The organism is Rossellomorea sp. H136, assembly GCF_056838065.1.
On sequence record NZ_CM166371.1, the window covers coordinates 2,855,863 to 2,877,919 of the forward strand.

Below are 22,057 nucleotides of genomic sequence, written 5' to 3' on the forward strand. Positions count from 1 at the left end.
ATTCTCTCTATTGAAAGAGGGGGAAACTCTTTTGTTCAAATGAGAATGATTTTCAATATCATTGTAATCTCTCTAATAATAAATGTCAACACAAAACCATTATTTTTCAAAGGAAATATTTGGTGCCTGTAAATGTGAATTATGGTAAAATTCTAAATTGAGCTCATATTTTAGAGAGAGAATCGAGGGGGACATGTTTGAAAGAGAAATTCAAATCGTTTGGAATACCATTTGTGTTAATCGTTCTGTTTATAGGGGCACTATTTCTTCACCAGCTGTTACAAGTCAAACAACAACCACAGCCTGATTGGAGCAGATCCATTCCATTAAACTACACTTCTGAAGAACGCCCTGTTATCTTTAATGGAGAGGAAGGACTCTTCTTGGCCAGTGACGGGAAGATTACAGGATTTACTTTCGAAGGCCCATTGGATTCAACCAAAGAAACAACGCTAGACACCCGCGTTACCCGGGGCCATCCTTTTTGGACAGACGGTACTAAGGTAATTCAGATCAAGGATGACAAGATAATCTCTACAGAGAGTAATGAGGTAACGACGCTTGCTGAGGAAGCAACTGGGATCAGCACAGCATGGAAATCTGTGTACTTCTGGAATAAAGAGAACCTTTTTTCTCTTAACCTTTCTGATTTATCAGTGAAAGAAGTTTTCAGCTTTCCTAATGAAATCCTGGACGTCTATTTTGGAAATAATGGCAGTGCCGTAGTACAGGTTAGACAAGATGATGGTCACTCTCATCTTTACTACATGGATGATACGTTACAAGTAGTGAAAGATCCATTTGCAATTGTAAACACAGCAACGAATCATCAAATTAATGGTTTAACCTTTACCACAGGAAACAATCATTTAACTCTTCTTTATAATGAAGAAATGCGAGCCCAGGGAACATTGTCATATAAAATTTTCAAGTTGCAAACACAGATAGATGAAATAGGATCTTCTATTTTGAAGCCCACAAAAATAGATTTTACGAACGAAATGTCAGGGGGAAAACTTCAAAGTCCAAGAACCGCACAACTTCTATCCATTAATGGAGAAGAATCCATTCTTTTCACATCTGAAGGTCATCGGATTGGGGATGATAATGCGATTAGTCTATATGTAGCACCTTTCAGTGACTCTGATCAATTAACAGCGGCTCCAGTCAGTACAACAAAACATTTTACATATTCTCCACTTCAGCTCACCAATAAGAGCATTGCCTGGTTGGATTATGATGGAGATACATATGAATTATTTGGTGCTTCACAGGATGCAATAGTTATCGCCAAAAGCACTGAGTGGTCGAAACGAAGTATCAAAGAAGCTGTTAACAATTCCGTACTTATGATGTTCAGCAGCTTAATTACGGTTATGGTTTCATTCTATTGGATATTACCTTCCCTATTTCTTTTAATTCTGCTTTATATTTTCAAACCAAATATATTTGAGAAGGAAGAGATCAACTGGGTCGAATATGCCTCCATCATTATGTTTTTAGTAATGCCGCTAACCTTTATCTCAAAAGCGACGGGCGAATACTTCTACTTTGCTGCTCCCGAATACCTGATGTTTTCAGGAAGTGAGTATATAGTCTTGCTCGTTATCAGCGCCCTTACTTCACTATTATGGAAATTCGGGAGAGATCCTGACTGGGGTACTTTTGGTGGAGTATTTTATTTCATGGGTATTTATATTCTTCTCTATGCCACTTCAATGGGACCGTATATTTTTAATTTATTTTAAAGATAATGGAATAAAGCAAGCGCTCAGAAGATTTTCTGGGCGCTTTCCATTTAATTCTCGCTTTCTTTCCAATGTTTTCGTTTATGGAAGTAAGCATAAATGACGATACAAAGCGTCAACCATGCACCTCCCGCAGTGAACCCTCCAAGAATATCACTCGGATAATGCACTCCTAAATACACTCTGCTAAGTCCAATCAGTAGCACCAGGAAGCTGACCACAATGACACTTGTCCACTTATATCGTTTATGATCTAATGCCCGAAACAATATGAAAGCAAGGGTTCCGTAGAATATAAAGGAACTCATGGAATGACCACTGGGAAAACTATAACCGCCTTGCTCGATCAGTGCTTCAATATCTGGTCGTTCCCGTTTGAAAATCCATTTTAGCAGCCAATTAAATCCTGCTCCTGTTGTGATGGTAATTCCTACAAACAGAGCAAGTGGATACTTCTTGAGAAACAAAAGTATGACCACAACACTGATTGCAAATATTGTGATCCCTCTGATGCCACCCAAAAAGGTAACCGACGTCATAAAGGTCGTTAACTTCGGGGAAATGAACCCTCTTACAATCTCAGTAACAACATTGTCAAATTGTGCTATTTCATTTTCTTTCCATTCCTCGACTATCGTGACGAATCCCCATGTAAATGCAATTAGACAAATGATTGAAAGGACAACTAATACTCCTTGTTTTATTTCTTTCTCCTTCAATACTTCTCCCTCTCTTCACAAACAACTTATGTTCTATTGAGCTTTTTTCTTTGAAGTCGTTTTCTTTTTCGTTTGCTTCTTCGGCTTGTTCGGCTTGGATGAATCAATTGAAGCTTGAAGTGCCGCCATTAAGTCTGTCACATTTTCCCTTGGCTCTTTTTCTTTCGCTGTGACGACCTTTTCCCCGGTTTGCTTCGATTCAATCAACTGACTCAAGCGTTCACGATATTGATCTTTATAGTTCTCCGGTTGAAATTCAGTTGTGAGTTGATCTATCAACATCGTTGCTGTTTCCAACTCTTTGTCCGTTATTTCATCTTCTTCGGGAACATTCGGTACATCCCCCGTGCCCCTTACTTCATCTGGATAATGGATCGTTTCCATTACAAGCGTATTCTCATACACTCGAACGATGGAAAGTTGTTCCTTCGAACGCATCGTGATTTTGGCGATTCCTACTTTCCCGGATTCCTGAAGTGCTTTACGTAATAATGAATAAGCCTTTTTCCCACCATCATTCGGCGAAACAAAATAACTTCGATCAAAGAATATCGGATCGATTTCCGCTATTTTGATAAAGTCTACTATCTCTACAGCTTTCTCCCCATTTGCTTCCTTCAATTCCTTCAGTTCCTCTTCTTCAAGAACGACAAATTTCCCCTTGGTCACTTCATAGCCCTTAACAATGTCATTATGGTCGATTTCTTTTTCACATGCGGGACATACTTTTTCATATTTTATCGGTGTATGACACTCTTTATGAAGGGAACGAAGTTTTATATCTCGATCTTCTGTAGCAGAATGAAGTTTAATGGGGATGTTCACCAGTCCAAAACTGATTGAGCCTTTCCAAATCGTATGCATATATCAATACCCTCCTTCTCATAAACTAATCCCTTATCGTTAGCATTAGTTCTCAGGCAATCTTCATTCCCTAAAACATCTGGAAATAAATAAACTCTCATTGGTCACACTAATACTAAAAATCAGGGTGAATAGATATGAAACCGATGCTTCCTACCTTATATGATAAGCTCCCCGAAAATGAGGACTGGCTTTATGAAGTGAAATACGATGGATTTCGAGGAATTCTCTCTGTCCATCCTAATCAGATCAGTCTTCAAAGTCGTAACGGAAAGGAACTGCTTCCACACTTCCCGGAAATTGAAGAACAGATTAAAACTTTACTCGAAGAAAGAAACTTAACTACCCCTTTCATTTTAGATGGGGAAATCGCCTTATTACGCTCTTCCTACAGCAGTGAATTCTTTGAATTGCAGGTAAGAGGCAGAATGCGCAATAAGCAGAAAATCAACCATGCTGCAGTCGGGAGACCCGTTAAATTTCTTGCATTCGATTTACTACAGTATGGAAAAAAATCATTTTCCCCCGAACCTTATCTTACAAGAAAAGAAAAATTGAAAGAGGTTTTTACCTCTCTTCAATTGCCGTTAAAACCGTCCCCTTTTCTCCCATCTTCCATTCAAATGGTCCCCTATTTTAAGGATCCGCAGGAAATATGGGAACTTGTTGAAAAAGAGGAAGGTGAGGGTGTTGTCGCCAAGAGGAAGCATAGTAAGTGGGAAGCTGGAAAACGAAGTACGAGCTGGGTAAAAACCAAGAATTGGAAACACTGTCATTGTTTCATCACTGCGCTGGATGAAACGAACGATTACTTTCACATTGGCGTCTTCGATAACGAAAAGATTATGCCTATTGGCTTGTTTCACTTTGGTCTTTCACCTGAAGAGAAAAGAACATTAAAAGCAATGATTAAAAAGAATAGTATGAAGAATGAACATTCCCTTTATTACATAGACCCGGCTATAACTGTGGAAATTTCATATTTGAATTGGTATGAGGGGCAACTGAGAGAACCACATTTTCATCGATTTCTATTTTCCATCCCTCCAGAATCCTGCACAATGGAGCAATTCAAGTTGGACGAAGCATCCCTTCCGCGTGGGGTTGAAATCACTCATCCAGATAAGGAATTGTTTCAGAGAGTCTCAATGACTAAGCTTGATTACGTTCGGTATCTTCGGAAGATGTCCGTTGCTATTTTGCCTTTTCTGAAGGATAGACCATTGACTTGTATTCGGTTTCCACACGGGCTCTTTGGTGAATCCTTTTATCAAAAAAATACGCCTGATTACGCCCCTTCATTTATTGAAACTTACAAGGAGGACAACATCGACTATACGCTATGCAATAACTTGGAGACATTGATTTGGCTTGGAAATCAGCTTGCATTGGAATTTCACATTCCTTTCCAAAGGACGGATACATCTGTCACTGAAGTGGTCTTTGATTTAGATCCACCAGGCAGGGATCAATTCTCCCTGGCGGTTAAAGCTGCTTCCATTATGAAAGAACTATTCGACCGACTCAACCTGCATAGTTTTGTGAAAACGTCGGGGAATAAGGGACTGCAAGTGTATATTCCCATACCACCGGGATACACATGGAAGGACACCGGCTTGTTTACTGAGTTCATCGCACACTACCTTGTTACCAATTATCCTGAGGATTTTACGATCGAGCGTTTAAAAAAGAACCGAAAAGGCAGGTTATATGTGGACTACATTCAGCATGGAGAAGGAAAAACCATCATTGCGCCTTATTCCTTAAGGGGGAATGAAGATGCTTTAGTCGCGACTCCACTCTGGTGGTATGAAGTAAATGAGGACCTTCATCCAGAACACTTTACAATAGATGTTGTTTTGCAGAGGTTCCAGAAGATGGGTTGTCCCTTTACTAAATTCGAATGGGTAAAAGACCTCCAGCCATTTGATAACGTGATTCAATTTTTGAAACAGCAATCCAACAACAAAAAAAAGAGTGCCCCAAAAGCTTAGCTTTTTAGGACCCTCTCGCCTGATCTTACACAAGCTCAGGTTTTTTATTCGTTCAGGCACTCATAAATACTTTACTATCAACAATTGATTTGGCATGGTTTTGAAGCAGTTCGTACGTCCCTTCTTCAGTGAAATCCTGTCTGGAAATCTCACGATAATCCTCAGGATGTGTGATAGACAATTCAAACTGGGCCTGGTAGAGATATGTTGCATTCCCGATCAACTCCATATTGTATTGCCCTTCATCTAAGTGATTCACCACGACACGTACTTTTCCACCATTATTATATACATCTATTTCCTTGCCAAATTCATTCTGATTGAGTAAGCATGTCACAAGACTGGAAGCAGACATAGCCGTTCCACAAGCATTTGTAAAGCCTACTCCTCTTTCGAAGGTACGAACATAAATCGCGCCTTTTTCTAATGGATGAACAAAACTTATATTGACTCCATCCGGAAAGAGATTATTGGGACCATTTACTGTTTCAGCAATCGTCTTCTGTTCATTCGAAAGAATATGTTCTGTACTTACAACACTAATTAGATGAGGATTTGGGACCGCCAGTGCAGTAAACGATAATCGATCTGAAATTTCTGGAATCATCTCGTTCACTAACGCCTCACGATCCATATTCATCGGCAATTTATCCAATTCAAATAATACAGGAGAAATTTCAACATTATACGTCGGTATATTTTCATAGATAGCCTCTTGAGCTGAAACACGCAGATCTGCTTTCATCGTCTGAATCATAATCTTCGTTTTGTCGAGAAGCTCACACACATAGCGACCTACACAACGAAGTCCATTCCCGCACATGGATGCTTCAGATCCATCTGCATTGAACACCCTCATTTGAGCATCGCAATGTTCACTTGACAACACAAATAGGATTCCATCCGCTCCAATACCCGACTTTCGATCACAAAGTGCAATGGCAAGATTTTGCCTTGCTTCTTCAGTGAATTCGTATCCATTTGTCATTTCATCAATCAGTAAAAAGTCATTTCCTGAGCCATGACATTTAATTAGATTCAAGTTCATCGTGAATCCCTCCACGCTAATTTACTAGTAAACTATTCTTAATAGTCTTAGCTTGCCACAAACAAGCTCTTTTCGCAATCATTCACCCTATATTAATTAAAATAATCCTCCTGGTGTGACTTGTAGAAAACTTATTAGTTGAATTTCTTCGGCCATTTAGAGACAATGAGATGGGTGATGATCATGAAGGATGAGTATACTTTTCGGTTTCAAGTTCAAGAGGTAGCAGAAGCGTGTGACGAATTCCATTCCCGGGATGTGATTGTATTGACCCATATTCTGAATGACAAAAAAGACCTTTTACATGAAGGTCTCTTTCGTGTGCGTTTCAATCAAATCGGCATTTATCCTTTTCCTAAAGATGTATCCCGACAAATATCTTCTAAGCACCTCCAACGATTACTTCTAATTGAATTGAAGAGGTATATAAAGCCCCAAAGAAAATATCTGACTCCAGGGGAATATAAACCTGTTTGGTAACTAACTGATCTCTGCTATTTCATGATGTAAGAGGTCTCTTATCCATTTACATGATGTTTGATAGTATTCCATCACATCTCCTTTGTTTAACTTCAGTTCGGCCATTTTTATTTCGATTGCTGTCCAGTCAGCTTTTTCAAACAAAATAACCAGCTCCAGAATGTCTTTGAACTCGTTTGAGGCACCCGTTAATGCATTACAGATTTCATCATTCAAAGGTAATTCATTCAGAATTACTTCAATTGGCATAGAAAATATCGTTTCCATTAATGAAAACATATCCGTAAGGAAATAGCTCGACTTCATTGAACCGCGATTGTGCTTCTCTGCCGGCAACTTACACATTTTTGCCCTCGTTAAAGATAATGTAATAACTTCGTTTTCTAATTGCTTCCTTTTACCAACCTGTTCCCTGACAGCTAAAACATAAATCCATCGTTTAATTTCCAGAAGACCCAATAGAACAATAATAGAATGAATTTTATGCTTAGGTCGGTAAGATGGTGAATTGATTAATTTTAAAAGTTAATACGACAAAGAAAGATCCTGTTCAATCAATCGACTAATCACAACAATGTTCGGTTCCGTCATTTCCAGGCTTTGAATAATTGAATAATAGGAATGAAAATATGTAGGTACATCATGGGTAGGAATGCTTTTTGGTTTACTAAAGAAATACCCTTGAAAGAAATGGTATCCATTTCCCCTTGCTTCTTCATATTGTTCCTCTGTCTCTACTTTTTCTGCCAGGAGCTTGTACCCAAGCAAATTAGCGAAAACTTCAATAGTTCCCCGGTTAGTGTCCGTTGTATGAAGAAAATCAACCTTTACATAATCCGCAATTTTCATTAATTTTTAGTAGTTAGGATCCGATTCATTATAGACAAAATCGTCTAAAGCGATTTTATAACCAACTCCTTTAACTCTAAGCAAACCTTCAGGATTTCAGGACTTGGAATTACATTTTCCAAAATCTCCACGACAATTCCCTTGGGATTCAAGTAGGTAGGGACTCTATCCCTTAATAGATTTTCTGTGAAATTGATGAAGCATGGCTTACAAAAAAACTCAAGCAGACAGGTCATCATTACGATTTCAATCGTAATGATGAGCAAATCCACTTGAGTTGTTTACCGCATTAATGAATCGAATGAACAAAAAAGTTCATAAGGAACAATGCAGCAATGATATATAGAGGAAAAGATACTTCTCTCGCTTTACCTGTAGCCAATTTTAAAATTGGATAAAGAATAAAACCGATGGCAATTCCATCTGCGATACTGTACGTAAATGGAATCATCGCAATGATAAAAATGGCTGGAAATGCCTCTGTTAAATCACGAAGATCCATATGTCGTATATTTTGAATCATTAAGCCGCCAATGATAATGAGAATTGGGGCGATAGCATGATCTGGAATCCACTTTAAATACGGAATAAACAACACAGATCCCAAGAATAATACTCCAGTAGTCAAACTCGTTAATCCCGTACGACCACCTGCTGTCATGGCTGCAGCACTTTCTACAGTTGAAACCGTCGGACTCGTTCCGAAGAATCCTGATGTAAAGGCAGAAAATGCATTCGCCTGGAACGCTTTAGAGTATTTGTGAGGTTGATCGATCATATCCGTATGTCCATGAACTAGACCGATGTTTTCAAATACCAGCACCATCGTGACAGAAAAAACCGCTATCCAAAACGGAATCTCCAAAATGGCACTAAAGGATATTTGACCGAAAACCTGACTGTATTCACTTAATTGGAAAGAACTGGACTGAATCGATGGTTCGATTCCAAAGATGAATCCCAGCATGGTTCCAAATGCAATACTCCATAAAAATTGACCTTTTACATTTCGAACAAACAAAAATATCGTCACCAGGAAAGTCAGCACAGTGGCCAACACCTTTAATTCCCCAAAATCACCAATCATGATGATGGCGCTCTCTCCTCTTTGGATGAGTCCGCCTTTTTCAAGACCGATAAACATTAAAAACATCCCTAATCCTACAGTGATGGCTTCTTTTAATGTTTTGGGTATGGCTTCAGATAATACTTTTGAAAGCTTTGTAAATGCAATGATCATAAAGAGTATTCCTGAAATCACTACAACAGCTAAAGCTTCCTGCCACGTTAAGCCGGATGATTTTACGAGTGTAAACGTAAACATCGCATTAATTCCCATGCCTGGAACCAGAAGGATTGGTGCATTTGCCCAAAAGGCCATCACCAAACACCCAACGAAGGAGGCAAGAATGGTTGCCATAACCGCTCCTTCAAATGGAATTCCAGCTTCAGAAAGAATTAAAGCATTCACAGCGATGATGTACACAATCGTGAAATAACCGATTGCTCCAGCCATCATCTCCTGCTTCATCGTGGTACCGTGATTCTTTAACTGAAAAATACCTCCACGTGCTTTCATATTATAATCTTCCTATAAAACTGCCCTCTCCCTACCCGCTCCTCCCATAATAAGGGGAGCCACAAAATACTATTCTAGCAAAAGGTCTGACGTTTGCCAACATGTATTTTAGTGGGTACAGGTGGCAGGTTTTTTTTTCTCCATCAGGAAACCGGCCGAAAAGGGAAAAAATCCTTCGTCTTTTGTGAAAAATCCAGCCGTTTTACAAATTCATCCATATATTCCTCAGGTCCGTCCCTCGTAAAAAGCCAAGCCTCCCAAAAAGGAGGCTTGGCTTGTTGAAAATTTTTACTTATCTATCTCACGAATCAAATTGGCCATTTCAATGGCCGATACCGCTGCTTCCCATCCTTTGTTTCCTGCTTTTGTGCCGGCTCTTTCGATGGCCTGCTCGATTGTGTCTGTCGTTAAGACACCAAAGATGACGGGTACCTCTTCCTGTAGGCTTAAATTGGCCACTCCTTTTGCAACCTCTCCGCTTACGTATTCAAAATGAGCGGTTGCTCCGCGGATGACCGTTCCCAGTGTAACAACGGCATCATAGTTCCCTGAACGGGCAAGTTTTTTGGCAATCATAGGAATTTCAAATGCACCTGGAACCCAAGTGACAGAAACATTTCCTTCTTCAACCCCGTGGCGCTTTAATGCATCTTCCGCCCCACCCAGAAGCTTAGATGTGATGAACTCATTGAAACGTGAAACGACAATGGCAACCCTTAATCCTGATCCGACTAAATTACCTTCATAAATTGTTTTCATTGTATTTTCCTCCTAAAATTTAAGTAAATGTCCCAGCTTTGCATGCTTTGTTTTTAAATACTTCTCATTTTCGAATTTCGCCGGCATTTGGATCGGCACTCGATCTGCGATTTCTAATCCGTACCCGTTGATTCCGGCGATTTTTCTAGGATTATTGGTTAGTAGACGCATCTTTGTTATGCCTAAATCTCTCAGTATCTGTGCTCCGATTCCATATTCCCTCAAATCATCACCAAAGCCCAGTTTTTGATTAGCTTCAACGGTGTCATAGCCTTCTTCCTGGAGCTTATAGGCCTTCAATTTGTTGATTAAACCAATCCCACGGCCTTCTTGTCTCATATAAAGCAGTACACCTTTTCCATGCTCTTCAATTTGAGTCAGTGCTGTGGCAAGCTGCGGTCCACAATCACAGCGATTGGACCCGAATACATCTCCCGTTAAACATTCAGAGTGAACACGGACCAGTACATCTTCATCCTCGGACCACTCGCCTTTCACAAGTGCGATATGCTCTTTTCCTGTAAGGTTTTCTGTGTAAGCAACCGCCTTGAAGTTTCCGAATTCGGTTGGAAGTTCAATTTCCACTTCTCTCGTCACAAGCTTTTCTTTTTTGCGTCTGTATCTGATCAAATCTTCAATGGAGATGATCTTAAGATCCCATTTATCAGCCAGTTTCATTAATTCAGGTACTCTTGCCATCGTGCCATCTTCATTCATGATTTCACAAATGACGCCTGATGGTTGTCCCCCTGACAGAACGGCCAAATCGATGGCGGCTTCTGTATGTCCTGCCCGTTTTAGTACTCCGCCTTTTTTGGCGACAAGGGGAAATACGTGACCGGGTCTTTTAAAGTCCTCGGGCATTGAGACCGGGTTCAATAATTCCTGTATGGTGGTCGATCGCTCAAATGCACTAATTCCAGTAGTTGCGGATTTATGATCGACAGAAATCGTAAAGGCCGTGCCATGAGGATCCGTATTTGACATCGTCATGGGCGCAAGCTTTAGTTTTTGTGCAAGCTCCTCTGTTATCGGGGCACAAATCAACCCTCTTCCTTCTTTAGCCATAAAATTAATGACTTCTGGAGTCGCTTTATCTGTAAGGGCAATAAAGTCTCCCTCATTCTCACGGTTTTCGTCATCAACAACGATGACGACTTTACCTGCTTGTAAATCTTCCAGAGCTTCTTCAATCTTATTAAACATGGGGCAACCCCTCCCTATTAGTCAGCGAAACCATTTTGAGATAAAAAATCATAGCTGATGCTGCTTGATTTGCTCTTAGACTGTTCCTTTGCTTCATAGAAGCGATGAAAATATTTCGCCATTACGTCACATTCAATATTGACATGATCCCCTACTTTCTTCTCACCAAGAACCGTGTCTCCTCTCGTTTGTGGAATCAACGAGATCGTAATGGTATTATTTTTCACACCAAACACAGTAAGGGAAGTGCCGTCTATTGCGACAGAGCCCTTCAAAATAAATAAATGGCTCTGATTACCCGGAATGGAAATGTCCATATACCAGGCATTTTCAACTTTCTCTACTCTAACAATCGTCCCTACTCCATCGACATGCCCGTTAACGAAATGGCCACCAAAACGACCATTTGCAGCCATCGCCCTCTCCAGGTTCACTTTAGAACCATGGGACAGGTTTCTGAGCGTTGTGCCTTCAAAGGTTTCAGGCATAACGTCCACTTGAAATTGCCTGGAGCTGAATGAAGTGACGGTTAAACAAACACCATTCACACTGATGCTATCTCCAATATGAACGTCTTCCAGAATGCGGTCCGCTATTATCGTCAGTTCCATGGATGAGGAGGATTTTTTCATGCGTTCAATTGAACCGATTTCTTCAATGATTCCAGTAAACATCCTCTTTCCTCCTTTCAAAAAAGGTTAACTCTCAGGCATAGCAACAATTTTAATGTCCTTTCCTAATCGTTCTAGACTCTTAATCTCCATTTCAAGACCTTCTGCAATGGTCGGGAGACCTTCCCCTCCAAAACTGGTGAAGGCAGAGCTTCCGCCTACAAGCTTGGGAGACATGTACATAACCAATTCCTGAAAGGCTTTTCCCATTAAAAAGGAGGAATGGATAGTAGATCCACCTTCTACATAAAGGGATCCGATATTACGGGCACCCAGTTCTTTTAATACTGTGTGAATGTCTATCCTTTCCTCTGAAAGGGTGATGATTTCACAGCCTGATTCCATATAGGGCTTCTTCTGTTCTTCATTGACAGAACTGCCCGTGAAGATGAGCGTCCTGCTTTCCGAGTCTTCCACTACATGGGAATGGAGAGGTGTTCGTAAAAAAGTATCTAATATAATTCGAATGGGGTTTTTTCCACCTTGGGGCAAACGGGTGGTAAGGTGTGGGTTGTCCTGAATAACGGTATTTACTCCAACTAATATCGCGTCATGCCGGTGACGATCATAGTGGACATCTGTGCGTGAAGCTTCTGACGTAATCCATTTGCTATCTCCTGAAGCTGAAGCTGTTTTCCCGTCTAATGTAACAGCTGTCTTAAGGGTTACATAAGGCGTGCCGTATTGAATGAAATGGAAAAAGTGCTTATTTAGTTCGAGGGCTTCTTCTTCAAGCTCTCCAACCATTACTTCAATGCCTGCATTCCTCAACTGTTGAATTCCTCTCCCCGCGACAAGGGGATTTGGATCTGTGCTGGCAATATGGACCCGCCTCACCCCGCTTGAAATCAACAGTTGTGAACAGGGAGGTGTTTTTCCGTAATGAGAACAGGGTTCCAGTGTGACATATACGTCACTTCCCTTCGCTTTGTCTCCTGCCATCATTATGGCATGAACCTCTGCGTGACCTTCTCCCGCTTTGAGGTGCGCACCCATCCCCACGACTTCTCCATTTTTTACCACAACCGCTCCAACGGCAGGATTTGGTGATGTTTGACCTTGAGTGGTCTTTGCCATAGAGAGGGCAAGCTTCATATATTGTAAATCGTTCAAACGTTTTACCTCCCTTCTTTTTTCACTATTATTCAAAAACATAATAAACCCCAAGTAAGTTTTTACTTGGGGGAAGTTGGCATGACTGAATAAAGTATTCACATGATTTCTTTTTTGGGAAACATAATCCCCATAAAATTGATAGACTTCTCTCGTCTGCATCAAGTAAATACTGCCGTTCCTTCTCCCATCCAGACTATCACTGTCGGCTTTGGAATTTCACCAAATCCACCGTCTAATTTTCATTAGCCGGGTCACGGACTAAAAGCATGCGCTCATCACCGCCGGTAGGGAATTTCACCCTGCCCCGAAGGATTACCTATTCGATTATTTTAGATTATCCTTGTTATAACCCTGTTCTGTCAAGCATTCTGCTGAACACTTTCGGTTATAGTCAGATTAAATATGAACGTTGTTGACCATTTACGTCAACAAATCGTCAACAATCATTACACAGTATTCCCTGCTTACTTTTGAACATTTATATAAGTAGGGATAAATGTAAAAATAAATTATACAAGTTATGAATTTCTTAGTAACTATGGATTAATTATTAGGATCGGATATAAAAATTATCTATAATATTTTTGCGTTTTTCTTATTTTGATCTGGTCAAGTATCATCCATGTAAATTTATACCGTGATTATAATTGTGACTCCTATACTAATTAAAGTAGCAATTAATGTCCAAGTTGCAATTTTAATTATAAAATTCTCTTTTCCTACAGCATACAATATTTTAATATGTTCTAGACACTGTGAATATATAGTATCATATTTAGTCGTATACTCATTTTCGAGAAAATCTATCTTTATTTTGTCACCACCATAAAAAGCTTTCCACTCCAACTCCTTACTTTTATTAAGTATGCCTTGATTTTCATGAAGCTTGTTATCATTGATAGCTCGTATTCTATTTACTAGCCACTTATAATCTTTTGAAGAGATATTACTCTTCATTTCATTAAAATACTTATTCATTTTTATATTTAACTCTTTAAGCTCTATTTTATCGAATAAAAAATAATAAAAGTTCATTCTGTAATTACTTAATAGGTCTATAAATGATATTGGTGAATAGGAGGTCCCTGAAAAATACAGCTCCATATCAATTCCATCTTCTTCAGTTAAGTCAACTATTATATGTTGTTCACCATCTCTGATTTCATAAGTGGTCCCTAAAAAGATATTTCTTAATTCTTCTTTTGAATACATACCTTTAGGATAATTAACTACCATTAATGAAGGTAATTTATATTTCACTCCATAGTTTAATTTTGCTACTTCCATAAGTTTTGACTGGATTGCCCATTTTACAAGTTCATTAAATTGTCTTTGCACATTATCAAAATATATGTTATTTTTATTTCTCTTTAATTCGTACCAGCCAATAAAACTTTTATTTAAAAGGTATCTTTTATTATCTTTAATAAAATCAAGTAGCATTGTATTATCCATAATTTTTTTAAAATGAATTGTATATTGAATTACTGCCTGATTGTTATTAACTTGTGTAAATAATATTGATATTTCTTTTATATATTTATCATTTAGAAATTCAATTTCTGCTAATCTAGATGTTCCTATACCTGTATATTGAAGGTTAAAATAATTTAAATTCTTGAGCTTTTTGGACTTATAATATAGTTTCACTAAGTACTTTTCTTTATTTAAATAACTAAAGTTTTTAACAAGCTTATTCATAAGTCTGTTATCGTAAGTATCAAAGTACAAACATTCCCATGTTCTTCTATTTTCTTCTTTTTTGCTATAACCTTCAACTTCACTTAAATATTTTTGATACTCATTACTATTTTCAATTATATCAATTAGCTCATTGATATAATCTTTTCTTTTTTTAATCCACCTAATTTTGTTTATAACCCCAACAATATTATACATATTCTTGCAAATTCCCCCCTTCAAATTAAATTATATAACCAATTGCCCATTATCGGGATTAAATTAATCACGTGAAAATTTTACCATAAAATTATTATATTTTTTGGAAAGAGATTTATAAAGCCTACAATATTAAATAACGAATATCCAAGGAAGATTCCATTAACATTGGTAATACTAAAAATTACAAGTATCTATATAGTTAAAATCAATTACGAGTCTCTTACTTATTTACCTCCTTTACAAAATTCAATTTGTTTTCTTCCACTTTCATATGTCCTAAGCAGTCTCATCTAAGATCATTAAAATAGAGCAGCATTATATAAGGGAGTGAAAAAGATGGATGACATTACATTATTAACAGTCAAATCACACTTAGGTGATGTAAAAAAGAAAGTGTTAAGCATTGGATTAATGACTGATGATGAAAAATCTACTAAAGATGACTTCTGGAATGCTGTTGTGGGTGTTGTAGATGATATTGAAATACTCGATGAAGTACTTAGGTTGAAGAAAAAATGATTTACACTGTTGAGTTAAGGGTGAGAGTGGAAGGAACAGGAGTAATTCAGTTTAATGAATTTAGAGGTAAACATAAGTTAGAGGAACGCATACAGAAATGGATATATGATGAGCGTAAGCAATATGGATATAGAGATATGGTCATTGAGAAAGTAACGGTGAACAATGAGGATATAACTAAAAAGATAGCCCCTACTCGTAGAGAATAAGGGATTTCCAGTTGAACCATTAGGGTGATGGTGGAATCATATTATGTTTCAACATTGATAATTATATTCACAATAAAAATAATACCCTCTCCATTAAGAAGAGGGCATTAAGGAAAGCCTATGAAGGTTTGTACTAGGTGATATATATCATTCTTTACCGATTTCAGGCAGATTATTCTACACGAACATATTTTTCGCATTAATTATGAGGGAGTTATTTTATCTTCTAATTCCTTGATTTTTTGTTCGTAATTCATTTCCATCACCTCAAATAAAACAAAAGCCCCCTCTAACTAAGTTAGGAGCAGATCGGTGGGGGCTTTTTGTTTGTAGCCAGCTTGTCAATTATGCTGTAAATTTAGTTTAACCCTTAATAAGGAGTATATTCACTAGGCAATACATACATTTGTTGGCACCTCTATTCCTCGAGAATTAAGTATAAATATATCTAGGGTTTATCTACCATTATTTTTCTTTTATGATAATAAGGATGATAAACTACTAATTGTTAATTCAATTTCAAGGAGATAAATATGAACAAACCTTCAAATATAATTGTTTCTACACCAAAAAGTCCCGACATAAGAAATGAACCAGGCACTAGAGGACCGCAGCCTGGCAGTGCACCAAGAATCGAGATAAATACTCCACCTCCACCTAAGAAATAGGTCGATTATCTTTTTCTTTATCGTTACTTAGATATTTAGTTATTTTTGTTGAATCAATAAATTTAATAGTAATTCCAGTCTGGGTGTCATAGTATTCCATATTAACAACATTTAGTAGTTTATCATCGTCTGATTTGCAACTATCATCATAATCAAGAAATGACCTGACCACCGAAGTATTCTCTAATAAAAATTCTCTCCTTGTTAAATGAGGAGGAGAAAAACGCTTAATATAACCTTGAGAAATGACCGTATTATCTTTTACTAGAATTACAATTTGATTGTCTTTTATTGGGGCTTTGGGATTTTCAAAGAGTTCATCCCAAACGCTTGAAAACTCTGTCTCAAATGGCATTTTCTTTTTAGTTCTTGCAAAGTTCGATATTGAAAGAAACAATTGATTTGTTATACTTCTCTTCAATATTGAATAAGGAATACATATCACAATAGAATAAATAAAGTAGATTATAAAAATTTTTATTGTTTGATCATCTAAGAATATACCATTTAATTCATAATCTCTAATCACTCTACTCGCTAATGAGTCATGAAAAAATGAATAGGCGGCTAAACCTATAAAATAAATAAAAGTACTATCGATAAAAAAATTATATTGTTTAATAAAAGCAACATCTGGTTCTTTAGTTTTCGGGAAAAGCCTTTTTTCTATATTTCTAACCATTAATCCTGGAATAATAAACAAAATAGCAAAAATAATATTATCCAATAATATCCTCTCCTATCAATCTTATAATAATCACTATGCTAAAAATAATAAAGCCCTTTTCAATAAGAGAAGGGCTAAAACTTTGCATTAATACGATTTATATTCTCCGAACTCACCTGTGACATATGCAAGATCACCATCATGGATTACTTCCCAGTAACCCGAATCACTATTTTCCCCTCTTACGGATCCAGTTACCTTAATCGTTTTTCCCTTTCTGATCGTTCCTAGATTTTTAGAACGGTTTCGATCCGGTTGGTCCTGGATGATGGCAGCTGAAGATACATTGACGATTTCAATCTCACCAATAGCTTTCAGACCACTTTTCTTTGGTTTCTCCTTGGAATCTACAATTTCCACTTTCACGTACTCTTCTGCAGCAGTTACATAATATTTGTGCCCACGAGAGTTTTTCACTTCGTACATGTACGCACCTTCTACCTTCAATTTTCTAAGGATTGTCGGGAAGCCATATCCGAATTTCAGCGTGCCGGCACGGTAATCATCGTTAAATGTCGGCTTGCTGTAGAAGTCCAGTCCTTCAGAACCTCTGTAGATGCTTTCGACTCTTCTTCCTACTACATCACTTGATACATATTCGCCTTTCACTTCCGTTTTCGGCGGATTGACCGTCTTTTCAGGTTCTTTCACACCCGCATGCACATAAGGTACTCCAAAGTATTCACAGATGCCCTGTGCTTGCTCTCTGGCACATTCACGTTGATAATCTTCGTTAATCATCAAAAGTGCTTCTCTTTCGTTATCCATAAATCCATTTTCGATGAGGATGGCAGCACGATTAAACTCTCTTGTCATGTGAAGGTTTTGCTGCACGATACCGCGGTACTTCTGTATCGTTCCTTGTTTCAAATACTTGGCCACATGCTCAGCAAGTCTCCGACCGTTTTTAGCTCCTGGATAGATGTGAATGGACATTCCTTCAGGATCTTTACCTGGTCCATCAAAGTCCCCATCGAATGCATTGAAATGATTTGATAACAGGGCATCTGCTCCCATGGAATTAGCCAGGTTGGTTCTCATCGTCAATGGAGTGTCGTAATCAGTTGGTGCAGTGAGAAGCGTCCGGAAACCGCAGCGTTCAAGTTCTTCCTTTAGAAAATACGTTACAGCTGCATTGAATTCGTTCTCTCGGATCTGCCTGCCAAGTGATTCAATATATGGTGTACGCTTCCCAGCTGTTCTAATTCCATGTCCATCATCTAATGCGATTAAATAATCTGATGCCTTATTCAATTCAATCTCTCCCTCCTACTTTGATATATGAAAAAGCCTTCCGGATAGAGAGCCTTATTTTTTCATCGATTTTTGTTTTTTCAGAACGTTCTCTTTTAATCGATCCCGCACATTCGTGTTTTTCCACTCGGGCCAACTGAGGAATTTTTTCAAATGCATAAGACATATGAACCTCTCCTTTATAAAAATTAAAAGCCACCCAAAAGGGCAGCTTATTTCCCTTTACCTTGCAAAATGACTACTGCGTTTTTGATTTGTTCTGGTACAGGTATACCTGTCCGTCCCGCATTTTCTAAAATGGATAGAAGTTCATTTCCCAAATAAAAAAAGATGATCGCATTTTGAATCATGCTACCATCCCCAATTGCCTTATCCACTAAGTGACCTACTGCTACTAAACAAAAGATCATTAGCTTTTTAGCTATCCCTTTAAAACCAATTTTGCTGCTTAACTTGCCCTCTACACCGCTTGCAAGTAAACCTGTTACATAATCTATGATGACGAAAGCAAGTAAAATCTGTAGCAATAAACTCCATCCCCCAAACAAATAGCCAACAAGTGCTCCTGAAAATGTTGAAACTAATTTAAAAAATACATCTACTCTTTCCAATAATTACTCTCTCCCTTTTAAACAAAATAAAAAGCCCTATCGACTGGGCTTAAAATCTTCTCGAATTCCCCGTATTAACAACCGTAAATAATACCTTTGTACTTCTTCTTCAACAGGCAAATCTCCCGTTTCAAATGGCTCGTCAGTATCATTAATAGGAATGTTCATGTTGAAGACTTCAATACTTTTGCATTCAGTGTTTTGGCATTCAACAACAAGATTTTCGTACTGTCCAAATTCAGGAAGAAACAGCTGAACTTTTCTATTAACATCAATCTTGTTTTCTTGTCCGCATGTTTCACAAGTGTTAGTTAACTGATTATTTCTCACTTCTTTTATCATTATCCTACCCCCCCGGGATTGTTATAAGTTCCCCTCCAATAACGATAAGATCCTGAAATTCCGTTCCCTTCAACATATAACCAAAATCCCCATAAGGTTATATCCGTAACATTTGGAGAGGTGGTACTTGATGATTCAGTTAATGTGATACTGGACGGAACAACCGGCGCAGTCATATTGAATCCAACGGCCACTCCTGCAACAGATGCCGTTGTCGTTGAAGCTGACGTTCCTCCAACTCCACAGAACCCGGCAGGTCTTTCCGTGGATTTCAATTCCCGAGCATAAAGGGCAGTACGGGCTTCAATATCACTGGCAGAAACAAGAAAACCCGGTTTTGTGCCTATATATAAATTATCTGATATATGATCAAGCGAAATATCAGCAGCCGTGGATCCATCAGAATCTTTGAAATTGATAGAACCGCCACCTCTTGGACCACCGGGGGAAATATACAATTGCGATCCAATTGAAACATCTGTTCCAACATCAATAAAGGAATCTGAAGTTATATTTCCGGCCGTAACCGTTCCTAAGTTTGCGGAAATAGCAGCAAGGCTAGATACTTCTATATGATTGGATTTGATCACATCAGCAGCAATTTGGGTATTGCTATCAACGATATTCGGGCCTTGAGGACCAACGATTTTAGACCAAGTATAATCAGCAGGATTTGTCGATTCTGTTGGTGTCAATTTGTTGTAAGCTACACCCAAATATTCCTTTCCTGAAGGGTTATCGGTTAATCCCGTTCCACTTGCATCATCTGCATACTTGAACCAAGTATAAAAGGTATCGCCATCTTGCCCGTCATTTCCGGCAGGTCCGGTATCCCCAGTTTCCCCTTTTGGGCCTTCAATTTTAGACCATGTGTAATCAGCAGGATTTGTCGATTCAGTGGAAACCGTTTTGTTATAGGCAATACCTAAATATTCTTTTCCTGTTGGTGAATCGCTTATGTTCGTTCCTTGATCATCATCAGCGTACTTTATCCATGTATAAAGCGATTGACCATCTTCACCCGGATCTCCCGGAATCCCCTGATCTCCTTGAATTTTAGCCCAAGTATAATCAGCAGGATCAGAACTTTCAATGCTGCTGGTATTGTTATAGGAGATACCTATAAATTCTTTTCCATCAGGTAGATCCGAAATACCGTTACCTTGCGCATCATCAGCATATTTAATCCATGTATAAAAGGTTTCCCCGTCACTTCCTGAAGGCCCTTGAATACCCTCCGGCCCTTCAGGCCCCTCAATTTTCGCCCATTCGTAATCAATAGGATCGTTTGATTCCGTTTGAACTGAATTGTTATATGAAATCCCTACATAACTTTTTCCATCAGGGGAATCGCTAATTCCGAAACCTGAAGCATCATTTGCGTATTTTATCCATGTATAAAGGCTTTGTCCATCTTCACCGTCAGGGCCGGGAATCCCCTGATTACCTTCGAGTTTAGCCCATTCGTAATCAGCAGGATCGTTTGATTCTGTATCTGTCTGCTTGTTGTAAGCAAATCCGATATATGTTTTATTTGTTGGGGAATCGCTTATTCCATTTCCCGTTTCATCGTCAGCGTATTTAATCCATGTATATAAGCTGCCACCTTCAGCCCAAATCTTTTCATTTTTCAGAAGGGTTGATTGTATACTTTTGATGTTTTCATCAGCGTTTGAGATAGCAGGCAAGAACTGACCAAAAATGACCTTACTTTCACTAGGATCAACAAAAGAAGTGTTCATTTCAAGAACACGGGCTTCTACCATTAATGGAGGATCAAAAGCAAGATCTTGAACTAATACAGTATCACCTAACCGTACTTTTTCATGTTCATACCCTTCAATATTTTCAAGAAGGGCAACTTCGACTTCATAATTTAATAACCCGTTTTTAATCTTTTGCAGATTCTCCCATGTTTTATCAAGTAAAGTTCCGGGTGCTTCGGTATCGTATTCAAACCACCCTGTAAGATGTTTAAGGTTTCCATCACTATCTGCATTCCCCCATCTTTTGAGGGCTTCAGAATCACCGACCCAGTCTTGTCCGGCAGGTTTATCGAAATCATCACCATTCGCAATGGATCTGACTTCATTTATAAAGGTTGTATAGTTCCCTTCTGAATCTCCACTTCCCACACCAATTAAAGCCGTAAATATTGTTGACCTATCACTGATTCTCTTTACACCGACGAGATCCTTTTCAGCTGTGAAAAACTTACCGTTATCTTCTCCACGCTTTTCTAACAATTCCACGTATCTTCTGGTTATTTTACCGTCCGCCATTTCAACCTTGAAGTTTAATTCTCCACCAAAAACATTCTTTATTTCTTGAACAAAAGCGAGGGCAGTTGTATGTTGAGTGAATTCAAAATCGTTCGTACCCAACCATTCAACCGTTCCTACTTCCCAACGGGTGTCAATAAGGGCATCATTCAAAGCGCCTTCAGCCGTTCTTGCTTCATAATTTCCGGGCCTGATTGTCGTTTTATTTAGTTCTTCCCACGAATATTCACCATATATATATTTTTTTAAGCCTGATTCTTCCCTGACTTCCTCAACCCTAGTGATCTGAAATAAAAGAAGATGATCATCCAATCCTTTGCGGATAAAATAACCATCTTCTTCCAAATATTTTGAATCAGGGTGATCAGCCGGAATGAAATAATCATAAGCAAGATAAGCGTCATCAAGACGTTCCTTTAAATTATCCCCATAATAAGGGCAGGCATCAGGAACATCATTGATCAATGTCGCGACAACCTGTTCACTTTTATTAAGTACAAATATCATTCA

Annotated in this window: 22 protein-coding genes and 1 riboswitch; of the genes, 5 read left to right on the forward strand and 17 right to left on the reverse strand. The window is 38.4% G+C overall.

Annotated elements, in window-relative coordinates; all coding sequences use genetic code 11:
• Positions 1 to 197: 197 nt before the first annotated feature.
• The gene (locus tag ACYH0O_RS14460; RefSeq protein WP_482629276.1) at positions 198 to 1,748 is read left to right on the forward strand and encodes a hypothetical protein; all 1,551 of its coding nucleotides are present in this window, start codon (positions 198 to 200) and stop codon (positions 1,746 to 1,748) included.
• Between the two features lie 50 nt (positions 1,749 to 1,798).
• On the opposite strand, the gene ACYH0O_RS14465 is transcribed toward ACYH0O_RS14460, so the two are convergent.
• Both ACYH0O_RS14465 and ku read right to left on the reverse strand, forming a co-directional pair.
• Positions 1,799 to 2,467, reverse strand: a complete 669-nt coding sequence (locus ACYH0O_RS14465) for a phosphatase PAP2 family protein (protein WP_482629277.1) — start codon at positions 2,465 to 2,467, stop codon at positions 1,799 to 1,801.
• Between the two features lie 33 nt (positions 2,468 to 2,500).
• On the reverse strand, positions 2,501 to 3,331 hold the full coding sequence (ku, locus tag ACYH0O_RS14470) for a non-homologous end joining protein Ku (RefSeq protein ID WP_482629278.1): 831 nt from the start codon (positions 3,329 to 3,331) through the stop codon (positions 2,501 to 2,503).
• Positions 3,332 to 3,468: 137 nt separating this feature from the next.
• Between ku and ACYH0O_RS14475 the strand changes: the two genes are divergently transcribed.
• Complete coding sequence (locus ACYH0O_RS14475; RefSeq protein ID WP_482629279.1) at positions 3,469 to 5,325, forward strand: DNA ligase D; 1,857 nt, start codon at positions 3,469 to 3,471, stop codon at positions 5,323 to 5,325.
• A 52-nt stretch (positions 5,326 to 5,377) separates the two neighbouring features.
• Here ACYH0O_RS14475 and dapF read toward each other — a convergent pair whose 3' ends face one another.
• Entirely contained in the window at positions 5,378 to 6,373 is a 996-nt protein-coding gene (gene dapF, locus ACYH0O_RS14480) for a diaminopimelate epimerase (protein ID WP_482629280.1), read from the reverse strand.
• Positions 6,374 to 6,556: 183 nt separating this feature from the next.
• Between dapF and ACYH0O_RS14485 the strand changes: the two genes are divergently transcribed.
• On the forward strand, positions 6,557 to 6,853 hold the full coding sequence (locus ACYH0O_RS14485; protein ID WP_482629281.1) for a hypothetical protein: 297 nt from the start codon (positions 6,557 to 6,559) through the stop codon (positions 6,851 to 6,853).
• Here ACYH0O_RS14485 and ACYH0O_RS14490 read toward each other — a convergent pair whose 3' ends face one another.
• From ACYH0O_RS14490 to ACYH0O_RS14525, 8 genes are all read right to left on the reverse strand, one after another.
• Positions 6,854 to 7,198 (reverse strand): hypothetical protein, encoded by a 345-nt coding sequence (locus ACYH0O_RS14490; RefSeq protein ID WP_482629282.1) that lies wholly within the window; start codon positions 7,196 to 7,198, stop codon positions 6,854 to 6,856.
• 180 nt (positions 7,199 to 7,378) lie between these two features.
• Positions 7,379 to 7,702, reverse strand: a complete 324-nt coding sequence (locus tag ACYH0O_RS14495; protein ID WP_482629283.1) for a hypothetical protein — start codon at positions 7,700 to 7,702, stop codon at positions 7,379 to 7,381.
• Positions 7,703 to 7,991: 289 nt separating this feature from the next.
• Positions 7,992 to 9,281 carry an NCS2 family permease gene (locus ACYH0O_RS14500; protein WP_482629284.1) on the reverse strand — a complete coding sequence of 430 codons (1,290 nt, stop codon included), beginning with the start codon at positions 9,279 to 9,281 and terminating at the stop codon, positions 7,992 to 7,994.
• 288 nt (positions 9,282 to 9,569) lie between these two features.
• The gene (ribH, locus tag ACYH0O_RS14505) at positions 9,570 to 10,040 is read right to left on the reverse strand and encodes a 6,7-dimethyl-8-ribityllumazine synthase (RefSeq protein WP_149156799.1); all 471 of its coding nucleotides are present in this window, start codon (positions 10,038 to 10,040) and stop codon (positions 9,570 to 9,572) included.
• Positions 10,041 to 10,052: 12 nt separating this feature from the next.
• A complete protein-coding gene (locus tag ACYH0O_RS14510; protein WP_149156800.1) occupies positions 10,053 to 11,246 on the reverse strand; it encodes a bifunctional 3,4-dihydroxy-2-butanone-4-phosphate synthase/GTP cyclohydrolase II in 1,194 nt (397 codons plus the stop codon).
• Between the two features lie 17 nt (positions 11,247 to 11,263).
• Positions 11,264 to 11,920: a riboflavin synthase gene (gene ribE, locus ACYH0O_RS14515; protein ID WP_482629285.1), complete on the reverse strand. Its 657-nt coding sequence runs from the start codon at positions 11,918 to 11,920 to the stop codon at positions 11,264 to 11,266.
• A 24-nt stretch (positions 11,921 to 11,944) separates the two neighbouring features.
• Positions 11,945 to 13,012 carry a bifunctional diaminohydroxyphosphoribosylaminopyrimidine deaminase/5-amino-6-(5-phosphoribosylamino)uracil reductase RibD gene (ribD, locus tag ACYH0O_RS14520; RefSeq protein WP_482632577.1) on the reverse strand — a complete coding sequence of 356 codons (1,068 nt, stop codon included), beginning with the start codon at positions 13,010 to 13,012 and terminating at the stop codon, positions 11,945 to 11,947.
• A gap of 193 nt (positions 13,013 to 13,205) precedes the next feature.
• Positions 13,206 to 13,349: riboswitch (FMN riboswitch) on the reverse strand.
• A gap of 314 nt (positions 13,350 to 13,663) precedes the next feature.
• The gene (locus ACYH0O_RS14525) at positions 13,664 to 14,932 is read right to left on the reverse strand and encodes a hypothetical protein (protein WP_482629286.1); all 1,269 of its coding nucleotides are present in this window, start codon (positions 14,930 to 14,932) and stop codon (positions 13,664 to 13,666) included.
• Positions 14,933 to 15,271: 339 nt separating this feature from the next.
• On the opposite strand from ACYH0O_RS14525, the gene ACYH0O_RS14530 reads away from it, so the two are divergent.
• Positions 15,272 to 15,454, forward strand: a complete 183-nt coding sequence (locus tag ACYH0O_RS14530) for a hypothetical protein (RefSeq protein WP_482629287.1) — start codon at positions 15,272 to 15,274, stop codon at positions 15,452 to 15,454.
• Positions 15,451 to 15,663: a hypothetical protein gene (locus tag ACYH0O_RS14535; RefSeq protein WP_482629288.1), complete on the forward strand. Its 213-nt coding sequence runs from the start codon at positions 15,451 to 15,453 to the stop codon at positions 15,661 to 15,663. Before ACYH0O_RS14530 ends, ACYH0O_RS14535 begins: the two co-directional genes overlap by 4 nt.
• Positions 15,664 to 16,320: 657 nt before the next feature.
• Here the strand turns inward: ACYH0O_RS14535 and ACYH0O_RS14540 are convergent.
• The 6 genes from ACYH0O_RS14540 to ACYH0O_RS14565 all read right to left on the reverse strand — a co-directional run bounded on the left by ACYH0O_RS14540 (position 16,321) and on the right by ACYH0O_RS14565 (position 22,054).
• Positions 16,321 to 17,058, reverse strand: coding sequence for a hypothetical protein (locus ACYH0O_RS14540; protein ID WP_482629289.1), 738 nt, complete (start codon positions 17,056 to 17,058; stop codon positions 16,321 to 16,323).
• Positions 17,059 to 17,145: 87 nt separating this feature from the next.
• Positions 17,146 to 18,312 carry an N-acetylmuramoyl-L-alanine amidase family protein gene (locus tag ACYH0O_RS14545; protein ID WP_482629290.1) on the reverse strand — a complete coding sequence of 389 codons (1,167 nt, stop codon included), beginning with the start codon at positions 18,310 to 18,312 and terminating at the stop codon, positions 17,146 to 17,148.
• 1 nt (position 18,313) lies between these two features.
• Positions 18,314 to 18,478, reverse strand: a complete 165-nt coding sequence (locus ACYH0O_RS14550) for a hypothetical protein (protein ID WP_482629291.1) — start codon at positions 18,476 to 18,478, stop codon at positions 18,314 to 18,316.
• 46 nt (positions 18,479 to 18,524) lie between these two features.
• Complete coding sequence (locus tag ACYH0O_RS14555; protein ID WP_482629292.1) at positions 18,525 to 18,923, reverse strand: phage holin family protein; 399 nt, start codon at positions 18,921 to 18,923, stop codon at positions 18,525 to 18,527.
• A gap of 36 nt (positions 18,924 to 18,959) precedes the next feature.
• The gene (locus ACYH0O_RS14560; RefSeq protein WP_482629293.1) at positions 18,960 to 19,265 is read right to left on the reverse strand and encodes a hypothetical protein; all 306 of its coding nucleotides are present in this window, start codon (positions 19,263 to 19,265) and stop codon (positions 18,960 to 18,962) included.
• The gene (locus ACYH0O_RS14565) at positions 19,265 to 22,054 is read right to left on the reverse strand and encodes a phage tail spike protein (RefSeq protein ID WP_482629294.1); all 2,790 of its coding nucleotides are present in this window, start codon (positions 22,052 to 22,054) and stop codon (positions 19,265 to 19,267) included. Before ACYH0O_RS14565 ends, ACYH0O_RS14560 begins: the two co-directional genes overlap by 1 nt.
• Between the last annotated feature and the right edge of the window lie 3 nt (positions 22,055 to 22,057).